Consider the following 20,399-nt stretch of genomic DNA (forward strand, 5'->3'; position numbering starts at 1 on the left):
ATAAATGTTTGACAGACTGTCTTTTGACATTTAACTTACAAGTAGGTTGGGTTGACGCAAGGAAACCCAACATTGTCGGAATTTTGTTGGGTTGCGCTGTCGCTTAACCCAACCTACTAGTCTGTTAAAGACATTTTGACGCATAAAGAAGAAATGAACCACGAAGGACGCAAAGAGCGCGAAGGAAGAAGGAAGAAGGAAAATTTATTTACCCGTCATTTAGTTCTTGACAGACTACTACAATATATTCACAAAAATATATACGGTTAAATCCATTTTCAACCATCTTTTAATATTCGTTGTCGGACTCGTTCTATAATTATTCCCTCTTCAGGAGATAACCCATTAACTAACATTTCATATATTAATGGTACACCCAACTCTAATTCTTCTAAAAGTAGACTTTGGCTAAATACATCTTCTGGTGTTCCTTCTAGCATCAATTGTCCTTTATCCATGACAAAAACCCAATCTGCCCAACGATAGACTAAATCTAAATCATGAGTTGCCATTAATAGAGTATTGCCATCTTCATGAATTTTTTTCAGAGTTTTCATCAAGTTTCGAGTATGCTTAATATCTAAATATGCAGTGGGTTCATCTAATACTAAAAGTTGTGGTTTTAGTACCATTACATCAGCTATAGAAACTCGTTTTTTTTGTCCTAAACTTAAATGATGTACTGGCTTTTCTGCTAAATCAGTTAACCTAAACTCAATTAAAGCTTGTTCGACTCGATTCTTAATTTCTGTTTCCGGTAAACCTAAGTTACACAAACCATAAGAAATATCTTCTTCAACGGTAGAAGCTACTAATTGTTGTTCTGGATCTTGAAATACTAAACCGACTTTTTGGCGAATTTTACTGAGATGTTGACGATTATAAATTAATGGTTTACCACACCATTTGACAATACCAGAATTTGGTTTATAAAGTCCATTAGCTAATAAGAAAAGTGTGGTTTTTCCACAACCATTTTGTCCAATTAAGGCACACTTTTTTCCAGAAGGAATCTTCATGGTTAAACCATTCAAAGCTGATTGTTGTAGCCTTTGTGAACCTGGATACGTGTAATGTACTTGCTCAAATTCGAGTAAATATTCCTGCATTTTGGCAAATTTCTAATCCTATTAATAATACACAGCCACAAATTGCTTCAATGATATATCGTGGAGATGGACGATAACGTCGGGGATGCCAAAATCGCAATTCACCACTAAAACCCCTTGCTTGCAATCCTAGAGAAAATTGACTATATTGTTGTAGAGTTCGCTGTAATAATTGTCCAATCAATAATGCTAAACTTTTCATGCTAGTATGCCAATTGCGGTAGCCACCGCGAGAATTTTGTGCTGTCAATAATTCATTAGCTGTTTTGAGCAAAATGAAAATAAACCGATACATTAGTAATAGCAAATCAGTTAAAAGTGCTGGAAATTTCAACTGACGGAGAGTTTGCAAAATTTCTGTGAACGGGACAGTTAACATGAGAAAATATAAACAAGAAACACAGGCTAATGATCTGGTTAAAATTCCCCATGCTTGAATAATGCCACTACGACTGATATAAATATAGAAATGTCCAAAATTTAGCCCATACCATGAGTCTAATTGGACAATTTGCACATCAGCAATTGCAACTCCATTTACCATTAGTGCTGGTAAACTTGTTAAACAAAAAACTATGGTAAACATTAACAATCGCCAATAAACACCAACCGGAATTTTTGCATAAATTACTGTCCAAATGCTCATCCAAATTACTATCAAGATTTGGACTAAAGGATGAGCGCAAAGAGAAATAATCAGAGTCGTCAATGCAAAAATAAGTTTATGTTCTGGTGGTAATCTTCTCAGTTGATTAGTGTAAGCTAGGGTATCTAATTGTAGGGTCATTCTTCACGTTTTGGCTGTTGGGAACGTCCTTTATAAATACCTATTGCATAACCAACTACTCCCGCACCTAACGCCGCTTGAGAAGCAAATAATAAACTAGCTATTTCTCCACTGGCTGGTTCAAATGGCGATTTAAACCAAGGTTTATATTCAGGTTGTATTTCTGTAATAGCGGCTTTGGCTTTGTCGTCAGAACCAGCAAATTTACCACCCCGCACAAATATTAAAGGTGCAACTGCTAAAGCTAAAACGCCTAATATTAAAAACCAGTTATTTAAACTTTTTTTAGATTGGTTCATGACTTTGATTTTTTCCCTTAATTAATTGCAGAAGTTCCAATTCTTGAGGATTATAAGATTGTAACCAGTTCCAAACCAAGACAGTTAATAATCCTTCACTAATTGCTAAGGGTACTTGAGTAATCGCAAAAATTCCCGCGAACTTGGCAAATGAAGCGATAAATCCGCCCACAGGTGCAGGAAAAGCCAAGGCAAGTTGGATAGAAGTAATAATGTAGGTGAGTAAATCTGCCAAAGCTGCGGCTAAAAATATGGCGATTTTTTGTTTACCACTCAGGCGCATTGTGAGATTATAGATCCAATAAGCTGCGAATGGTCCAGCGATCGCCATCGAAAAAGCATTTGCACCCAAGGTAGTTAATCCACCATGTGCCAGTAACAAAGCCTGAAATAACAATACTAAGCTACCCAAAACTGTCATGGTCAGGGGTCCAAACAGCACCGCACCTAACCCTGTTCCTGTGGGGTGAGAACAGCTACCTGTGACAGAAGGGATTTTCAACGCTGACAGCACAAAGGTAAAAGCACCAGCCAAACCTAACAAAAGTTTCAATTCTGGGTTAGCTTGGGTAATGCGAGTCAGACTCCGCAATCCTAACATAAAAAATGGTAATGCCACAACCCACCAAAATATCGCCCATTGCACAGGTAAAAACCCTTCCATAATGTGCATTGCGTAGGCAGGTTTGGGAAAATTAACTACCAGGTAAAAACTAATAACAGCCATGAAGATGAGATTAACTAACCCCGGTTTTTTCCTAGATATCATCTGTACCTCGCAGATTTATATAAACGTCTTTTCTTTTTTATCGGCGGGCATCCTGACTCACCATATTATGGCTCACAGTTGCGGGACAGCGCCGGATTTGCACCAGACTTTCCCCCTCACGTCCAATGGCTGTTCCCCATCAGAACCGATTTTGGTAACTATATCACATAAAAATAAGAAATAAATCACAATATCATGTTGTTAATCTGCAAGGTGGCAAAATAAATCTAGTGTCAATTTACCCAACTACTTACAAGTCATTAAAAGTTGTGTTACACCGAAGTTGAAACTCAACAGACTGAATACCATTTTGGAAATTTACTACGTCAGTAAAAATAATGGGTTCTGGAGTTTGATTTACTCACCCCAGAACTCAAGACTATTCTGCAAATGATCCCACAAATTATTGGCTTGAAAAAAAATTCTACAACTTCACGTCAGGGGGAAGCAGCACTTTGTCAATTACATGAATTACGCCGTTACTAGCTTTGACATCTGCTTTGGTAACTTTAGCATTACCTATAGTGACTCGACCTTTCTTAACTTGAATCTTTACTGAAGCACCTTCAACTGTTTTGACATCACCAGCCTTGATGCTTTTAGCAGTAATTTCCCCAGGAACTACATGATAGGTCAAAATCTTGACTAAGGTGGCTTTGTTTTCTGGCTTCAACAGTTTTTCTAAAGTTCCTTTTGGCAAAGCTTTGAATGCGGCATCTGTAGGTGCAAATACGGTGAATGGTCCTTTAGCTGATAAGGTTTCGACTAAACCAGCCGCTTTGATAGCTGCTACTAAGGTTGTGAAAGAACTGTTACCACTGGCTACTTCTACAATTGTCCCGACAGTCTGTGTACTGGTATGGGGTGTAGCAGGTTTTGCCGCAGGCTTAGTTCCAGCGAAAGCGGGAACACTGACGAAAAGAGTTGTGGCTGCAATGGCAATACTAACTGTTTTGGTAAATAGGGAATTCATCGTTTTTCACGGTTAAAAGTGTTTAAGATGTGAAAATTCTTGTTAATTTATCTTCACAATAAAAACTGTAACAGAATTTAACAATTTATGTCTGTTGACTTACTTATTCTGTCAGCATTGCCAATAATTGCGCCTCAGTCAATTGGCTAATTTCCAACTTCCGCGCTTTCTCTAACTTAGAACCGGCATCTGCACCTACAACTAAAAAGTCTGTTTTTCTGCTAATTGAATCAGTAATTTTACCGCCTGATTTTTGAATTAAAGCTTTGGCTTCATCGCGTTTTAAAGTTGGTAATGTGCCAGTAACGACAAAGGTTTTACCAGCAAATTTTTGATTAATTTCGCCCACAGACTGGGCTGCTGTGCTGTTTGCTAATTCTAAACCAATAGCCTGGATACGGGATATTAAGGTTTGATTGGCTGGAGTACGAAACCATTGATAGACTGATTGGGCGATTTCTGCACCGATACCATAAACACCTGCAATATCCGATTGTCTGGCGGCTGTTAAGTCTTCGACGGTGGTAAACTTCTCTGTTAATAATTGGGCGTTGACGCTGCCAACGTGACGGATGCCTAAACCATATAATACTCTAGCCCAGGGTTGCGTTTTTGATTGGGCGATCGCATTGATCAATTTTTCCGCCGATTTTTTTCCCATGCGTTCTAATGCACACAAGTCTTCTATTTGCAAGTCATATAAATCAGCCACGGAATGGACTAAGCTTTTATCTACAAGTTGATACACTAGCTTTTCCCCGACACCTTTAATATCTAACGCGTCACGACTGACCCAATGTTCAATTTCACCCTTGAGAATGGCGGGACAGGAAGCATTTATACATCTAGTAACTGCTTCTCCAGTTTCCCTGACTACTAGCTGTCCACAGGCTGGACAATGGGAAGGCATAATGAAAGGTTGGGTATTAACGGGACGTAGTTCTTTGATTACCCGGACTACTTCGGGAATGATTTCCCCGGCTTTGCGAACAATCACGGTGTCGCCAATACGGATGTCTAATTGTTCAATGCGATCGCTATTATGTAAGGTAGCACGGGAAACTGTTGTCCCCGCTAATTGTACGGGCAACATTTCCGCTAAGGGAGTTAATGCCCCGGTTCTGCCAACGTTAACAGTGATTTTTTCTACACGGGTTGGGGCTTCTTCGGCTGGATATTTTAAGGCTATAGCCCAGCGGGGAAACTTCTGTGTAAACCCCAATTGTTCTTGCAGTCTAAAAGTATTTAATTTGACGACAACACCATCTGTCATATAGGGAGAATTCAGCCGTTCTGTATCCCAATATTGGTAATATTCAACAACTTCAGCAATAGAATGGCAGAGTTTATGGTTGGTATCAACTCGAAAACCAAATCTTTGCAATAATTCCAAAGCTTCCCATTGGGTATTGGCAATACTGGAATCATCCAACCCGGTAATATGCAAAGTATAAGCAAAGAAATCTAATTGCCGCTGTGCGACAATCCGCGAATCTAATTGTCTAAGCGTACCTGCTACAGCATTGCGCGGATTAGCAAATACCTGTTCACCATCTTTTTGTCTTTTCTGATTAATTTCTTTAAATACCTGTAAAGGTAGAAACACTTCTCCCCGTACTTCCACTTTAGCAATGTTTTCTAAGCCGTCAAAATTCAAACGCAGGGGAATTGAGCGAATAGTTCTCACATTTTGGGTAATCTCTTCACCCATTACCCCATCTCCTCTCGTTGTCCCCCTGACTAAAACTCCATTTTCGTAAGTTAATGCTAAAGCAGCACCATCAATTTTTAACTCAGATACATATTCTATTTCTCCGTCATTATACTGAGTTGGTGAGTGTCGCCGCCACCGTTGATCCCAATTTTGCAATTCTTCAATATTAAACGCATTTTCCAGGCTGTACAGGGGGATATTATGACGGACTGAGGTAAAATGGGCAGCAGGTCTTTCACCGACGCGCTGAGTCGGACTATCAGCAGTAATTAATTCGGGATTGTTAGTTTCTAATTCTTGCAACTCTCGATACAGCCGATCATAAACCGTATCTTCCATAATTGGCGCATCTAGAACATAATAAGCGTAGCCTGCTTTTTGTAGCAAACATCGTAGTTCTTCTATACGTTTGGTTTCAGGTTGAGTTGACATCATGAGTTTCATAACAAAAAATAATAACAGTGGGACTTTAATTATAAGGAAAGTAGTAAGCAATCATGACTCAAACTTTTACATATCAACCCCCTATCATTATCGCTCATCGCGGCGCAAGTGGCTACCGTCCTGAACATACTTTAGCAAGTTATGAGTTAGCAATTGATTTAGGTGCTGATTATATTGAACCCGATTTAGTGATTACTAAGGATGGTATTTTGATTGCGCGTCATGAAAATGAAATATCAGAAACTACCGATATTGCTAATCATCCAGAATTTGCTCATTTAAAAACTACGAAAATTATTGATGATGAAATTAAAACTGGTTGGTTTACAGAAGATCTTACCATAGCAGAAATCAAAACTTTAACAGCACAAGAACGCATTCCCCAACTTCGTCCCCAAAATACAGCTTATAACGGCATATTTACTATTCCCACTTTTCAAGAAATCATTGATTTAGCAAAGCATAAAAGTCAAACAATTGGCCGCCATATTGGCATTTATCCAGAAACCAAACATCCCAGTTATTTTCAGGCAATTGGTTTACCATTAGAAGCCACTTTATTATTGAATTTGCAGGAAATTAATTTACCGATATTTATTCAATCTTTTGAAGTTAGTAACTTGAAAGAATTATCTCAGAAAACTGATTTACCTTTAGTGCAATTAATTAATGATATCGGTAAACCATACAATTTTGTGATTGAGAATGATCCTCGGACTTATGCAGATTTATTAAGTCAAAAAAGTTTGAAAGAAATTGCGGAATATGCCCAAGCAATAGGTGTACATAAAAACTTATTGATTCCTAGAGATATTCATGGTAAATTATTATCACCGACATCTTTAATTATAGATGCTCATGCAGCTAATTTACAAGTTCACGCTTGGACTTTTAGAAATGAGGATTTTTTCTTGCCTTTAGACTTGCAAGGAAATCCTCAAAAAGAATATGAAATATTTTTTAGTTTAGGTATAGATGGTGTATTTAGTGATTATCCAAATATAGCTTTAACTGTCAAACTCAATGAATAATTTATCATTCAATCGCTTAACTCAAGTTGCTAAACTTTTTCTCAAATTAGGCATTATTGGTTTTGGTGGACCAGTTGCCCATATTGCTATGATAGAAGATGAAGTAGTTAAACGTCGTCAATGGTTGACACAAGAACATTTTCTAGACTTATTAGGGGTAACTAACTTAATTCCTGGACCTAATTCCACAGAAATTGCTATTCATATAGGATACATTTATGCAGGATGGTTAGGCTTAATTGTTGCGGGAGTTTGTTTTATTTTCCCTGCGGTTTTAATTACAGGTTTATTTGCTTATTTATATGTCAATTATGGGACTTTACCCCAGGTCTCACCAATACTTTATGGAATTAAACCTGTTGTTTTAGCAATTATTATGAATGCTATTTGGGGTTTAGGGAAAAAAGCGGTAAAAACTCGAAAATTACTCATCATTGCTATAGCAGTTGGCTTAATCACTTGGTTTGCTAAAGTTAACGAAGTTATGGCTTTATTGCTAGGAGGAATATTAGGAATGATTTGGTTACGCAGTGGTAATCAAATTAATTTAATGATAATTGGTTTAACTACAAGTACAGTTTTGCAAACTACTGCAACTGTGAATACAGCTATAAATAATCATGTATCTGTACCTTTGTGGCAATTGGGTTTATTTTTTCTCAAAGTTGGTAGTGTGCTGTTTGGTGGTGGTTATTTATTAATAGCATTTTTACAAGGAGGATTAGTAGAAGAATTCGGTTGGTTAACACAACAACAATTATTAGATGCTATTGCTATTGGGCAATTTACTCCTGGTCCTGTACTTTCTACTGCGACATTTATTGGTTATATAATTGCTGGATTTCCGGGGGCAATTGTGGCAACTGTGGGAATTTTTCTCCCCTCATTTTTACTTGTTGCTGCTTTAAATCCTTTCATGAATCCTATTCGTAATTCATCTTGGACAAGACCTTTTTTAGATGCTGTCAATGTGAGTGCTGTAGCCTTAATGGTATTAACTACAATTCAATTAGGAATAGCTACTTTAATATTACCCAAAGCTAATTCCATAGATTTGTTAGGTTTAGCAATTGCTGTTATTGCCACAATTTTAGTTATTCGTTACCATATTAATACCGCTTACTTGATTTTGGGAGGTAGCATTATCGGTTATCTTGGGTATAACTATATGATTATGTAGTTATATTGTTCACTACAAAGATTGTTGCCACGATGGGTCAAAAATGCCGCCATTTTGTGTAAAATGCTGAATATAACCCACATTTGCACTCACAACTTTTATACAACGTCAACAAGTTAGCAGGAAATTCACGATGAAATGGTATTATGGACTACCATCCGTATTGATGGGGGTATCAATAGCCCTACTTCAGCCGCAAGCAGTAACAGCAATATGTAGTAATAATCAAGTAGATGCCATTGCCAAAAAAATCACCGTATTAGTATTAATTAGTGGCGCAAAAAACGGTTCTGGTTCTGGTATAATTATTCAGCGTAACGGCAATACTTACACGGTTCTCACTGCCTATCATGTTGTTAAAGACCCTAATTCTCAATATCAAATAGTTACTCCTGATGGTCAACATTATCGAGTCAATTATCAGACCGTCAAACAGCCGACTAATAACATAGATTCAGCGGTTTTACAATTTACCAGCAATCAAAATTATCCAGTCGCTAAAATCGGTAATTCTGATACAGTCAAAAGACTGACTAATATTTATCTAGCTGGTTTTCCGGGTAAGAGAGGAGGGGTGAGAGTACCTCCCGTTTATGATTGCCGCGACGGACAAGTTATTGCTAATGCTACTCAGACAATTGTAGAGGATGGCTATACTTTATTTCATAAAAGTTCTGCACGGCCGGGGATGAGTGGTGGGGCAGTTTTGAATGAACAAGGTGAAGTGATAGGGATTTTTGGTAAAGGTGAAAATCCCTCTTTTGAGACTGTGAGAGGAGCAGGTAGAAATTATAGTATACCCATTAACACTTTTATTAAATTGTCCGCAGGAGTTGGTGTAAATTTGGGAATTAGTCTGCCTGACGTGCCGAATGCTGGGACACCACAAGCGGATGATTATTTGGTTCAAGCAGACTATAAGTTGCATAAAAGAGACTATAGTGGGGCAATAGCAGCTTATAATGAAGTAATTCGCCTTAATCCTAACTATGCCGAAGCCTTATTATATCGCAATCGTGGTTCTAGTTACTATGCTCTAGGAGACACGCAGGCTGCAATAGCTGATTTTAATGAGGCTATCAAGATTAATCCTGACGATGCCAAAGCCTACGCAGTCAGAGGCATTGCTCGGTATAAATTGGGAGATAGGCGTGCAGCAATACGTGATTTCAATGAAGTTATCAAAATTAACCCCGACGATGCCAGGGCCTACGCAGGCCGAGGGATTGCCCGATACGAATTGGGAGATAAACAGGGAGCTATAGCTGACCTGAAAACAGCAGCAAACCTATCTGCACAGCAAGGAAATAAGAAGTTGTATCAAAAAGTTTCAGAATTATTGAGGATTTTTCAGCGGTATTTTTGATAGGTGGATTCCCTAACCACAGGCTCACAATCGGGTTCTCAGATTTTCAACTACTAAGCTGTACTAAGCTGTTACGTAGCTAAATTTAATATTTTGTAGCCTAGAGTCCTTGCAGTCAGGCTTTTCGGTAAAAAAGTGAATGCGTAAAAGTTGATGAATGCAGTATTAGACCTGTCCGAAATTCCTTGTATAAAAAATTTACCATTTGTCCTCTCACCCTTAATAACTAAATTTCACCGATACTACGGGTTTTTTTTGGCTTTATCTGCTAGAATTTCCCCATTGCGATGGCTATACCCACCGCAAGTATCGCTTGCTTCTTTACGTCATACGGGCAATTGTGCAACCGTTGAATCGGAATATACTTATAACCAAAGATACTAAAGCCCGGTTTTGCCAGATATTCAATACAACCACATTCAAAACTACTAGGAAAGGTTACAAAATGGCGTTAACTAAGTTAGAAATAACACCGTAATCCATTTTCACACAATCATTCAACATTACTTCAAAAAAATATTGTTTGGAAACTAACAAACTTATGGTATTATCAGTAGAAAACAGCGGATACGAAGCGAAAACCCAAGAAATTGCTAAACAAGTTTTAGCTGCTAGTCAGGAAAATCGCTCATTTTTATCAGCTTTACGGGACCAAATGCGCTGGGATGATAAGTTACTCGATTGGGCTATGAGTAATCCGGGTTTAAGAGTACAATTATTTCGGTTCATTGATACTTTGCCCGCAATACATAGTAAATCAGAAATCGCCTCCCATATGCAAGAATATTTGGGAGATGAATCGGTAGAACTACCCGCAGCTTTAAAAGCAATCTTAAATTTTGCTAACCCCGATTCTATGCCCGCACAGGTAGCAGCGACAACCGTGGGAACTGCTGTAGAAACTTTAGCACACAAGTATATTTCCGGCGAAAATATTAAGCAAGTCATCAAAACCGTTGAGAGACTGCGAAAAGAGAAAATGGCTTTCACCATTGATTTACTCGGTGAAGCGGTAATTACGGAAGTAGAAGCGCAATCTTATTTAGAAAGATACCTGGAATTGATGCAGCAATTGGTAGAAGCATCAAAAAATTGGGCGAAAATTCCCGCTATTGATGAAGCTGACGGCGAAAATATCCCGAAAGTTCAGGTTTCTGTCAAATTAACGGCGTTTTATTCCCAATTTGATCCTTTGGATGCTCAAGGTAGTGAAGCAAGAGTCAGCAATCATATTCGGACTTTACTCCGTCGCGCTCAAGAACTGAGTGCAGCAGTCCATTTTGATATGGAACAATATGCCTACAAGGATATTACTTTTACCATTCTCAAAAAACTGTTACTGGAAGAGGAATTTCGTCAACGCACAGATATTGGGATGACAATCCAAGCATATCTGCGTGATAGTGAACAAGACGCTAGAGATATCATTGCTTGGTTAAAACAACGCGGTTATCCTCTCAGTATTCGCTTGGTTAAAGGTGCATATTGGGATCAGGAAACTATTAAAGCTGCTCAAAAGCATTGGCCACAACCAGTTTATAATGATAAAGTTGCCACCGATGCCAATTTTGAGACGATTACGCAACTATTACTCGAAAATCATGAGTATGTCTATTCTGCCATAGGAAGTCATAATGTGCGATCGCAATCTCGCGCCATAGCCATAGCGGAAAGTCTCAATGTTCCCCGTCGTCGCTTTGAAATGCAAGTTCTGTACGGCATGGGTGATAAAATAGCTAAAGCTTTGGTAGATAAGGGTTATCGCGTACGGGTTTATTGTCCCTACGGTGATTTGTTACCGGGAATGGCTTATTTAATTCGGCGGTTGTTGGAAAATACGGCGAATAGTTCGTTTTTACGCCAAAATTTAGAAAATCGTCCCGTTGAGGAGTTGTTAGCACCTCCAATTATAGATATGTTTCGCGCAAAGGCGCAAAGGAGCAAAGAAGAGAAGGAAGGTTTTGTTGGTGTTGCGGATACGGATTTTGCGGAGGAGGAGAGAAGGAATAGGTCGAGTTTGGCTTTTGAAAATGTCCGTCAGCAGTTGGGTAAGACTTATTTACCTTTGCTGAATGGGGAATATGTGAATACAACTACTTTTGTTGATTCTCTTAATCCTTCTAATTTTAGTCAAGTTGTTGGTAAGGTGGGTTTACTTAGCATTGAACAAGCTGAGGAAGCAATGAAATTTGCTAAAGCTGCTTTTCCTGCTTGGAAGAAAACTCCAGTCAAACAACGTGCTGATATTTTGCGTCAAGCTGGGACGTTAATGGAACAAAGACGCGCCGAACTTTCCGCTTGGATAGTTTTGGAGGTGGGGAAACCTGTTAAGGAAGCTGACGGGGAAGTTTCGGAAGCTATTGATTTTTGTCTTTATTATGCTGAGGAAATGGAACGGTTGGATAAGGGTGTAATTTATGATGTGGTTGGGGAAACCAATCGTTATATTTACCAACCCAAAGGAATCGCTATTGTGATTTCTCCCTGGAATTTTCCTTTGGCTATTGCTTGCGGTATGACTGTCGCTGCTTTGGTTTCGGGAAATTGTACTTTACTCAAACCGGCGGAAACTTCTTCTGTTATTACTGCGAAGTTTACAGAAATATTAATTGAAGCCGGAATCCCTAAAGGTGTTTTTCAATACGTTCCTGGTAAGGGTTCTCAAGTCGGCGCTTATTTGGTAAATCATCCTGATACTCATGTCATTGCTTTTACTGGTTCTCAAGAAGTAGGTTGTAGAATTTACGCAGAAGCCGCAATTCTCAAACCTGGTCAAAAGCACCTCAAAAAAGTAATTGCGGAAATGGGAGGCAAAAATGGGATCATTGTTGATGAAAGTGCTGATTTAGACCAGGCTGTTGTCGGCGTTGTCCAATCTGCTTTTGGTTATAGTGGTCAAAAGTGTTCTGCTTGTTCACGGGTGATTGTGCTTGAACCCATTTATGATGCGTTTGTGGAAAGGTTGGTAGAAGCCACAAAATCCTTGAATATTGGGGAGACGGAGTTACCCAGTACCCAAGTTGGTCCGGTAATTGATGCTATTTCGCGCGATCGCATTTTGGAGTATATTCAAAAAGGTAAACAAGAAGCAAAAGTCGCTTTAGAATTACCCGCACCCAGTCAAGGTTATTTTATCGGTCCGGTGATTTTTTCGGAAGTACCCGCAAATGGAGTCATAGCCCAACAGGAAATATTTGGACCTGTCTTAGCGGTAATTCGAGTTAAAGATTTTCAAGAAGCAATAGATGTTGCCAATAACACAAATTACGCTTTAACAGGTGGTCTTTATTCCCGCACCCCTTCCCACATTGAACAAGCGCAAGAGTCATTTGAAGTAGGGAATTTATACATTAACCGGAATATAACTGGTGCAATAGTATCTCGTCAACCTTTTGGTGGGTTTAAGCTTTCTGGAGTCGGTTCAAAAGCAGGAGGACCAGATTATTTGCTGCAATTCTTAGAACCACGCCATATCACAGAAAACATCCAACGTCAAGGTTTTGCCCCAATTGAGGGTGCTGAATAATTAGATGATATCACCAGATCCCCGACTTCTTCAAGAAATCGGGGATCTTTAAATCCTGTCAATCCTTAAATCCTGGAAATCCTGATTCTGACAAATTATGATATTTTGATGTTAGAATATAAAATCAGGGTTTCTCTATATTTATGGGTAAAAAAGATGATATTAGACAAATTGATACAATTGCGAAAGAATTTGATATGTTATGGGAAGAAAGAAAAGCTTTTGGTAGATTTCTGGAGCAAGAAAAAAGAAATGGTTATGGTGGAACTTCAAATGATAGAGGTGATTTTACATATCAGGAACTTAGACAAAAAGCTAAAGAATTTTTAGAGGATTTTTGATTATGAATACTAATATAGAAATTGCTAATTCTCAACCAAGTCTAAATCAAATTACTCAAAAAATTATAGGAGAAACTTGCAATCAGGTTACATTCAGTTATGGGGATGAATTACTGTTAGATTTTGGTGAAATGACTGCCTACGATCATCCTAAATTAAGAGATTTACGCAAAGGAACTTGGCAACTTAGCACTAGGGCAACAAATTTTGATTTAAGAAAAGTACATCCAATGTTCTTTAGTTCATATTTCAAAAATCCTATGTATCCTACAAAAACAAGGTTACGTCTATTGGAAAATAAAAAACTAACTGATTTTGTAATTGATAGTGATAATTTTAAACTAACTTTATCCTTTGAAGGTAATTACCAACTGGTTTTAAAACCAGATTTAGAAGATGATTCTGGGCTTGCTTATTGGGAATTAATGATGCCAAATGAGCAAATTTTAACCGTTGGTCCGGGAATGTTTTGGGAATGTAAATCAATTCATGAACGTTATTAGTCTAGACATCCTAATTCTGACAATATCAACATCCTGTCAATCCTTAAATCCTGGATATCCTGATTCTGACTATCCATTTTAATATATCCCCGACTTCTTCAATAAGTCAGGGATCTGAAACTAATTATCTATTTTTGGGACACTCTGGTAAGCTTTTATCAGCGTAATTACAATCAAAATGAATTAACGCTTTTCTACTAGATTCAAAGACTCCAAATCTATAGTATTGCTTAAATTCTCAGCATAATGTAAGCGCGTATTTTGTCCATTTAGACGCGATTTATAACCGCCGATCTAATTGTATATCACAACTTATAGCTGTTATTAGCGGTGTATATATACCTGAATAAATTCCCGTCAAAAAAAGAGTAAAAATAAAGAAATTGTTATTCAGATAACCAATGCAGCTTATCAGTGCAACCATTCCCTTATTGGCCACAGCCACAGCCACCGCAGACAGTTCCATGGTATTAGCCGCTGTCCTCTTAAGCTTAGTCGTAATTTACTTTGCCAGCAAAGTTGGTGGAGAATTATGCAACAAAATCGGCTTACCAGCAGTTTTAGGTGAACTTCTCGGTGGTGTAATTATCGGTGTTTCCGTACTCCATTTGTTAGTCTTCCCAGAAGGTGGTACAGACGCTTCTAATTCCTTAATCATGACCTTCTTGCAACTCACCGCTGGATTAACCCCAGAAGCCACACCACAGGTATTTGCAGCGCAGTCTGAGGTGGTTTCAGTTTTATCAGAATTGGGTGTAATTATCCTCCTGTTTGAAATTGGCTTAGAATCCAACCTCAAAGACCTCATGGCTGTTGGTGTTCAAGCCTTCGTGGTGGCTACAGTGGGGGTAATAGTCCCCTTTGCAGCGGGTACGGTGGGATTAATGACCATATTTGGGATTAGTGCCATTCCCGCGATTTTTGCAGGTGCAGCTTTGACAGCAACCAGTATTGGTATCACCTCCAAAGTTCTTTCCGAATTAGGACGCTTGAATTCTAAAGAAGGGCAAATTATTCTCGGTGCAGCCGTTATTGATGATGTTTTGGGAATTATCGTTCTCGCGGTAGTTGCCAGTTTAGCCAAAGATGGTGTAGTTGATGTGGGTAACGTCATTTATCTGATTATTAGTGCCAGTGCTTTTCTCATTGGGGCGATAGTTTTTGGTAATGTCTTTAATAAATCATTTGTAGCGATCGCAGATCAACTCAAAACCAGAGGTGAATTAGTCATCCCTGCCTTCATTTTTGCCATAATCATGGCTTACCTCGCCTCAGTCATCCATTTAGAAGCCATTCTTGGGGCTTTTGCCGCCGGGTTAGTTCTCGAAGAAACCGACAAACGCAAAGAACTCCAAAAGCAAGTTATCCCCATTGCTGATATGCTAGTTCCAGTTTTCTTCGTCACAGTCGGGGCAAAAACCGATTTGGGAGTCTTAAACCCAGCCATTCCTACCAATCAGGAAGCCTTAATCATGGCAACTTTCCTGATCACAGTCGCCATCATTGGTAAAGTAGTGACAGGCTTAACAGTATTTGGTCAACCCGGCATTAACCGCTTGGCCATTGGTGTGGGGATGATTCCCAGAGGTGAAGTTGGCTTAGTATTTGCTGGTGTCGGTGCAGCTAGTGGTGTCCTCTCAAAACCATTAGGAGCAGCAATTATTATGATGGTTATTATTACCACATTCATCGCTCCTCCCCTGTTGAGATTTGTATTTCCAGAATCAAATACCGCCACAAATTTAGACAGCAACTCTGGCAAAACATTAGCAGTAGAAATACCACAATCTCTCGTAACTACAAAAGATGATTAGTAATTTGAATTTCACCTCAAATTCTGCTGTAGATATCACAGAAGATAGTTGAAAATTTTCTCTGCTGTAGTTTTTACATTTACTATATCAGGAGGTTGGAAGAAACTTCTCTCATCCAATCTCCGTCTCCTGTAATCTGGAAACCCTCTAATTTTAAAAATGGTTATTATTTCTACCTTTAATTAAATTTACTTTTTGGTTTTCTTTTGGTTTTATAAAACTTTCCTTTCCCCCCATTTTAGTAGCCTTGATAATGTTTTGTATTCCTATTTTTTTTCAGGACAGTTTTTACAGTTTGAAGATGTTTTTAGTAATTATGGAGGATAACCCGCCAATCTATGTCATTAATTGACAGTGGTGGGTGTTTTTTGTATGTGTCCATATCATTATTAATTATTTAATTTAGCTAAGGAGAAAAAGCCGTGAAACTACAATGGTTACTACCTGCTACATTTGGTACTGTACTCATGCTATCGTCGCCAACTTTAGCCGCAAAATTGGAATCTTGGCGATTTGATCGAAATCAAAATCTCTTAGAAATTAATACAAATAGTGCTGTAAAACCAGAAGCACAATTAGTTTTTACCCCCACTCGGTTAGTAATTGATTTACCGGGTGTGAAATTCGGACGTTCCCAGTTAACTCAACAAATAGGTGGAGGAATTCGGGAAATTCGCATTGGTCAATTTGATGAACAAACAACCAGGATAGTTTTAGAATTAAGTCCTGGTTATACCCTAGATCCAAAACAAGTGAAATTTGTGGGTAAAAGTGCTAATCGCTGGACAGTACAACTACCAAAATTAGAATCTGATTCCAGCTCATCTGCCACCAATAATAACACTAACAATAATAATAATTACAATTTAGTCGGCATAGACTCCCAGTCAAAACCTGAATTTTCACCCATTGCTAAAATTGCTAACAGCAGGAGGGGAACAACTCAAATTGAGAGTTTCCAAATTACTGGTGATGGGTTTTTTATGCGGACAAATGGCGGTAATCCTCAAACTAGAATCATCAGAAGTCGAGATCAAACTACGGTATTTATTGACATTCTTGATGCAACTTTATCAGCAAATTTAACACAAGGAAATTTAGCCGTTAATAAACACGGTGTGGACAGCATTGGATTTACTCAATTGCAAACAACACCAACATCTGTCCGCATGACCTTAAAAATCGCCACAAATAGCCCTGATTGGCGAGTAACCGCTAGTAGCAGCGGTTTAATCATCCTTCCCACCAGGGGAATGGTTAATGCCCCTGAAACTGATAATTTTCCCCCCACCAGAAACAATAACGACTCAATTGCGACAATTGAATCTATAGAACTTGCGGACAATGGCACACAATTATTAATTAAAGCCGACCAAGTTATATCCGCTACTACAGGTTGGGATAAAAGTTCTGGTTTGTTCCGGATCACCATTCCTAATGCTAAATTAGCCAATGAAGTCAAAGGCCCTACTTTTGATGCTAATAGTCCTATTATCAAACTTCGTCTGCAACCGCAACCGCCAAATACTGTAGTTATCTTGATTCAACCTGCATCAGGTGTTACACTAGGTGTACTCAATCAAGCAGGAGACAAATTCCTGGCTCTAAAACTGCAACAATATCGTCAGATTAGACCACCCATGAATTTACCTCCCCTATTACCACCCAAACAACAACTACCTGACCTTAAACCCAGACAACCACAAATTACCCCAAGGCGCGACCTTCGTAAAGGCAAAATAGTAGTGATAATTGACCCCGGACATGGTGGTAAAGACTCAGGGGCAATTGGTATCGGTGGAGTCCAGGAAAAGAATATTATTTTACCAATTGGGAAAAGGATTGCCGAAATTTTAGAACGAAATGGTATCCAAGTAATTATGACCAGAGACTCTGACTACTTTGTCACTTTACCAGGACGAGTGACCATGGCACAACAGGCTAATGCTGATGTATTTGTCAGTATCCACGCTAATTCAGCAGGTGCAAATCGTCCAGAAGTGAGTGGTTTAGAAACCTATTATTACGACAGTGGTTTAACACTGGCTCGCGTTGTCCATAAGAAAATTCTGCAAAGTCTCAATGTCAGAGACAGAAACGTGCGGAAAGCTCGGTTTTATGTTCTCCGTAAAAACTCTATGCCCGCAATTTTAGTAGAAACAGGTTACTTGACCGGTAGAGACGATGTTGCCAAACTGAGAACTTCAGCTTATCAAAATCAAATGGCCGATGCGATCGCCCAAGGCATACTTCAGTATTTAAAATCCAGATAAAAAGTAACTTTTATCACCTGTTATCTGATTCATCACCAACCATAGAAAAATAAATTTGCTGACCAAATGGCAACAGTAAACCAATTATATGCTACGATTCTACGCCATTAGCCGTGTCTTACTACCAACACCAAAATCTTTTACTTGCACAAAGTTAAATTGGCAGCGGTGATGGTCTGAAGATTAGCCCATAAGTCGAGATATTGACAAATCCCATCAACAGGAATCAGGAGAAAGGATTGTGAAACTACATTGGTTAATACCTAGCACTTTTGGAACGGTCTTCATGCTATCTTCGCCCGCTTTTGCAGCGAAATTAGAATCTTGGCGGTTTGATACCAATCAAAATCACTTAGAAATTAACACATCTAGCGCTGTCCAACCCCAAGCCCAACTTATTTTTAACCCCACCCGTTTGGTAATTGACTTACCAGGAACCGAACTTGGTCGTCCGTCCGTAACCCAACAGATTGGTGGCAAAATTCGCACTATTCGTATCGGTCAATTTGATGACCAGACAACACGCTTAGTTATCGAACTAGCCCCTGGTTACACCTTCAACCCCAAGCAAGTCAAATTTATTCCCACCAATGGCAAACGCTGGATAGTAGAATTACCACAGCCAGAAGTTGCTTCTGGGCAAACTGGAGAACCATCACTACCCCCAACATCAGATCAATCATCTGAACCAACACTAGACCCCAGAAGTATTTACAACGTAGTTACAGCAAATCGGATTACCCCATCTAATCGAGAAATCCCCCCAGGGGTAGTGCAAATTGATCAATTCCGAGTTACAGGGGATGGGTTTTTTATTAGTACCAGTGGTGGAAATCCTCAACTGCAAGTTAATCGCAGTCAAGACAATCGCTCTGTTAATATTGATATCATTGGCGCAGCCTTATCACAAAATATGGGACAACGGGATCTAGTGATTAATCGCTATGGAGTCCGTCGTATCCAATTTAGCCAATCATCCAGTAATCCATCTACTGTTCGCATGACCTTGCAGTTAGATAGCAATAGTCGCAATTGGCAAGCCCTACTTAGTGGTAACAGCGGTTTTGTCGTCATCCCAGATCGTTTGGCCAAATTACCTGATAATAACCAATCCTCCGCACCATCACTGAGTGACTCCCCCGCAATTATTCAATCTGTAGAAATCGGTGGTAATGGCACACAATTACTAATTCGGGCAGATCAAGCCATATCTGCTACCACTGGTTGGGATAGAAGTTCCGGTCTATTTCGCATCACCATTCCCAATGCTAAGTTAGCTAATCAGGTCAAAGGTCCGGTTTTTAGTAGTAATAGCCCTATTCTGAAAGTCCGTCTCCAACCCCAATCTGACAATACTGTAGTTGTTCTTGTTCAACCTGCATCTGGTGTTAGCTTTGGGGTACTTAATCAAGTCCCATCTCAATTATTAGCACTACAATTACAAACTAACCTCCGCTCTCAACGCCCTTTAATTACACCACCTATCCCTTCTATCCCACGACTAGATCCTCCAAGTTTTAGCACAGATCCACCGCAAACAAGACCCCAGCCCCGTCTACCAGTTCCTAATGGTAAAGTTTTAGTAGTTATTGATCCTGGACATGGCGGTAAAGATTCTGGCGCTCCTGGACTGGGTGGTTTGCTAGAAAAGGATGTCGTTCTACCTATTAGTACAAAACTGGCGAGAATTTTAGAACAAAACGGTATCCAAGTTGTCCTCACGCGAGATGCTGACTTTTTTGTGGAACTGCAAGGACGAGTGGATATAGCCAAGCGGGTTAATGCTACTTTATTTGTCAGCATTCACGCCAATTCCGTGGATAATCGGTCTGATGTTAATGGTTTAGAAGTCTATTATTACGACAATGGCTATGCTTTAGCTGACACTGTCCGGCAAGCCATTCTCCAAAATATTAGTACCCTCAAGAATCGAGGCACTCGTAAAGCTAGATTTTATGTGCTGAGAAAAAATACTATGCCTGCTATTTTAGTAGAAACAGGTTATATGACCGGTCGAGAAGATAATCCCCGTTTAGGATCACCAGAATACCAAAGTCGTATGGCTGAGGGCATAGCTAGTGGTATTCTGAATTATTTAAAACAAAGATAATGATCGTCTGTTGTTCGTTGTCAGTTGTTCGTTGTTTTTTCTTTACCACTGACCACTGTACGGGCGAAGCATTTGGAGAACTATTTTTGGCCATGACCGATAATTTATCTTCCAAATGCTTCGCCCCTACTAACCACTGACCACTGTACGGGCGAAGCAT

The 20,399-nt window shown here is 39.2% G+C and carries 16 protein-coding genes and 1 riboswitch; of the genes, 9 read left to right on the forward strand and 7 right to left on the reverse strand.

Translation table 11 applies throughout. The annotated features are described in order from the left end of the window. Nucleotides 1-278: 278 nt before the first annotated feature. From FJR06_RS23140 to ligA, 6 genes are all read right to left on the reverse strand, one after another. Nucleotides 279-1,109 carry an energy-coupling factor ABC transporter ATP-binding protein gene (locus tag FJR06_RS23140; RefSeq protein ID WP_168652348.1) on the reverse strand — a complete coding sequence of 277 codons (831 nt, stop codon included), beginning with the start codon at nt 1,107-1,109 and terminating at the stop codon, nt 279-281. Further along, nucleotides 1,084-1,896: a cobalt ECF transporter T component CbiQ gene (gene cbiQ, locus FJR06_RS23145; RefSeq protein ID WP_168652349.1), complete on the reverse strand. Its 813-nt coding sequence runs from the start codon at nt 1,894-1,896 to the stop codon at nt 1,084-1,086. Before cbiQ ends, FJR06_RS23140 begins: the two co-directional genes overlap by 26 nt. Next, a complete protein-coding gene (locus tag FJR06_RS23150) occupies nt 1,893-2,195 on the reverse strand; it encodes an energy-coupling factor ABC transporter substrate-binding protein (protein ID WP_168652350.1) in 303 nt (100 codons plus the stop codon). Before FJR06_RS23150 ends, cbiQ begins: the two co-directional genes overlap by 4 nt. Further along, complete coding sequence (locus FJR06_RS23155) at nt 2,182-2,964, reverse strand: energy-coupling factor ABC transporter permease (RefSeq protein ID WP_168652351.1); 783 nt, start codon at nt 2,962-2,964, stop codon at nt 2,182-2,184. Before FJR06_RS23155 ends, FJR06_RS23150 begins: the two co-directional genes overlap by 14 nt. A gap of 24 nt (nt 2,965-2,988) precedes the next feature. Then, nucleotides 2,989-3,129: riboswitch (cobalamin riboswitch) on the reverse strand. Between the two features lie 259 nt (nt 3,130-3,388). Further along, nucleotides 3,389-3,937 carry a fasciclin domain-containing protein gene (locus FJR06_RS23160; protein WP_168652352.1) on the reverse strand — a complete coding sequence of 183 codons (549 nt, stop codon included), beginning with the start codon at nt 3,935-3,937 and terminating at the stop codon, nt 3,389-3,391. 103 nt (nt 3,938-4,040) lie between these two features. After that, a complete protein-coding gene (gene ligA / locus FJR06_RS23165) occupies nt 4,041-6,086 on the reverse strand; it encodes an NAD-dependent DNA ligase LigA (protein ID WP_168652353.1) in 2,046 nt (681 codons plus the stop codon). 62 nt (nt 6,087-6,148) lie between these two features. On the opposite strand from ligA, the gene FJR06_RS23170 reads away from it, so the two are divergent. The 9 genes from FJR06_RS23170 (at nt 6,149) to FJR06_RS23210 (ending at nt 20,239) form a co-directional block, all read left to right on the forward strand. Continuing rightward, nucleotides 6,149-7,126 carry a glycerophosphodiester phosphodiesterase gene (locus FJR06_RS23170; RefSeq protein ID WP_168652354.1) on the forward strand — a complete coding sequence of 326 codons (978 nt, stop codon included), beginning with the start codon at nt 6,149-6,151 and terminating at the stop codon, nt 7,124-7,126. Continuing rightward, nucleotides 7,119-8,306 carry a chromate efflux transporter gene (chrA, locus tag FJR06_RS23175; RefSeq protein ID WP_168652355.1) on the forward strand — a complete coding sequence of 396 codons (1,188 nt, stop codon included), beginning with the start codon at nt 7,119-7,121 and terminating at the stop codon, nt 8,304-8,306. The genes FJR06_RS23170 and chrA overlap by 8 nt, the downstream gene beginning before the upstream one ends. A gap of 133 nt (nt 8,307-8,439) precedes the next feature. Then, nucleotides 8,440-9,672 carry a tetratricopeptide repeat-containing serine protease family protein gene (locus FJR06_RS23180; protein WP_015080676.1) on the forward strand — a complete coding sequence of 411 codons (1,233 nt, stop codon included), beginning with the start codon at nt 8,440-8,442 and terminating at the stop codon, nt 9,670-9,672. Between the two features lie 541 nt (nt 9,673-10,213). Beyond that, entirely contained in the window at nt 10,214-13,198 is a 2,985-nt protein-coding gene (gene pruA, locus FJR06_RS23185) for an L-glutamate gamma-semialdehyde dehydrogenase (RefSeq protein WP_168652356.1), read from the forward strand. A 143-nt stretch (nt 13,199-13,341) separates the two neighbouring features. Further along, nucleotides 13,342-13,539: a hypothetical protein gene (locus FJR06_RS23190; protein ID WP_015080674.1), complete on the forward strand. Its 198-nt coding sequence runs from the start codon at nt 13,342-13,344 to the stop codon at nt 13,537-13,539. A gap of 2 nt (nt 13,540-13,541) precedes the next feature. Then, nucleotides 13,542-14,042 (forward strand): hypothetical protein, encoded by a 501-nt coding sequence (locus tag FJR06_RS23195; RefSeq protein ID WP_015080673.1) that lies wholly within the window; start codon nt 13,542-13,544, stop codon nt 14,040-14,042. Between the two features lie 401 nt (nt 14,043-14,443). Then, nucleotides 14,444-15,856 carry a cation:proton antiporter gene (locus FJR06_RS23200; RefSeq protein WP_168652357.1) on the forward strand — a complete coding sequence of 471 codons (1,413 nt, stop codon included), beginning with the start codon at nt 14,444-14,446 and terminating at the stop codon, nt 15,854-15,856. A gap of 422 nt (nt 15,857-16,278) precedes the next feature. Beyond that, the gene (locus FJR06_RS23205; protein ID WP_168652358.1) at nt 16,279-18,129 is read left to right on the forward strand and encodes an N-acetylmuramoyl-L-alanine amidase; all 1,851 of its coding nucleotides are present in this window, start codon (nt 16,279-16,281) and stop codon (nt 18,127-18,129) included. A 241-nt stretch (nt 18,130-18,370) separates the two neighbouring features. After that, the gene (locus FJR06_RS23210; RefSeq protein ID WP_168633711.1) at nt 18,371-20,239 is read left to right on the forward strand and encodes an N-acetylmuramoyl-L-alanine amidase; all 1,869 of its coding nucleotides are present in this window, start codon (nt 18,371-18,373) and stop codon (nt 20,237-20,239) included. On the opposite strand, the gene FJR06_RS23215 is transcribed toward FJR06_RS23210, so the two are convergent. Further along, nucleotides 20,205-20,399: hypothetical protein (locus tag FJR06_RS23215; protein WP_168652343.1), on the reverse strand; the 195-nt coding region annotated here is incomplete at its 5' end. The two genes, FJR06_RS23210 and FJR06_RS23215, sit on opposite strands and share 35 nt — an antisense overlap.

The organism is Dolichospermum sp. UHCC 0352, assembly GCF_009711925.1.
Classification (GTDB): domain Bacteria; phylum Cyanobacteriota; class Cyanobacteriia; order Cyanobacteriales; family Nostocaceae; genus Dolichospermum; species Dolichospermum lemmermannii.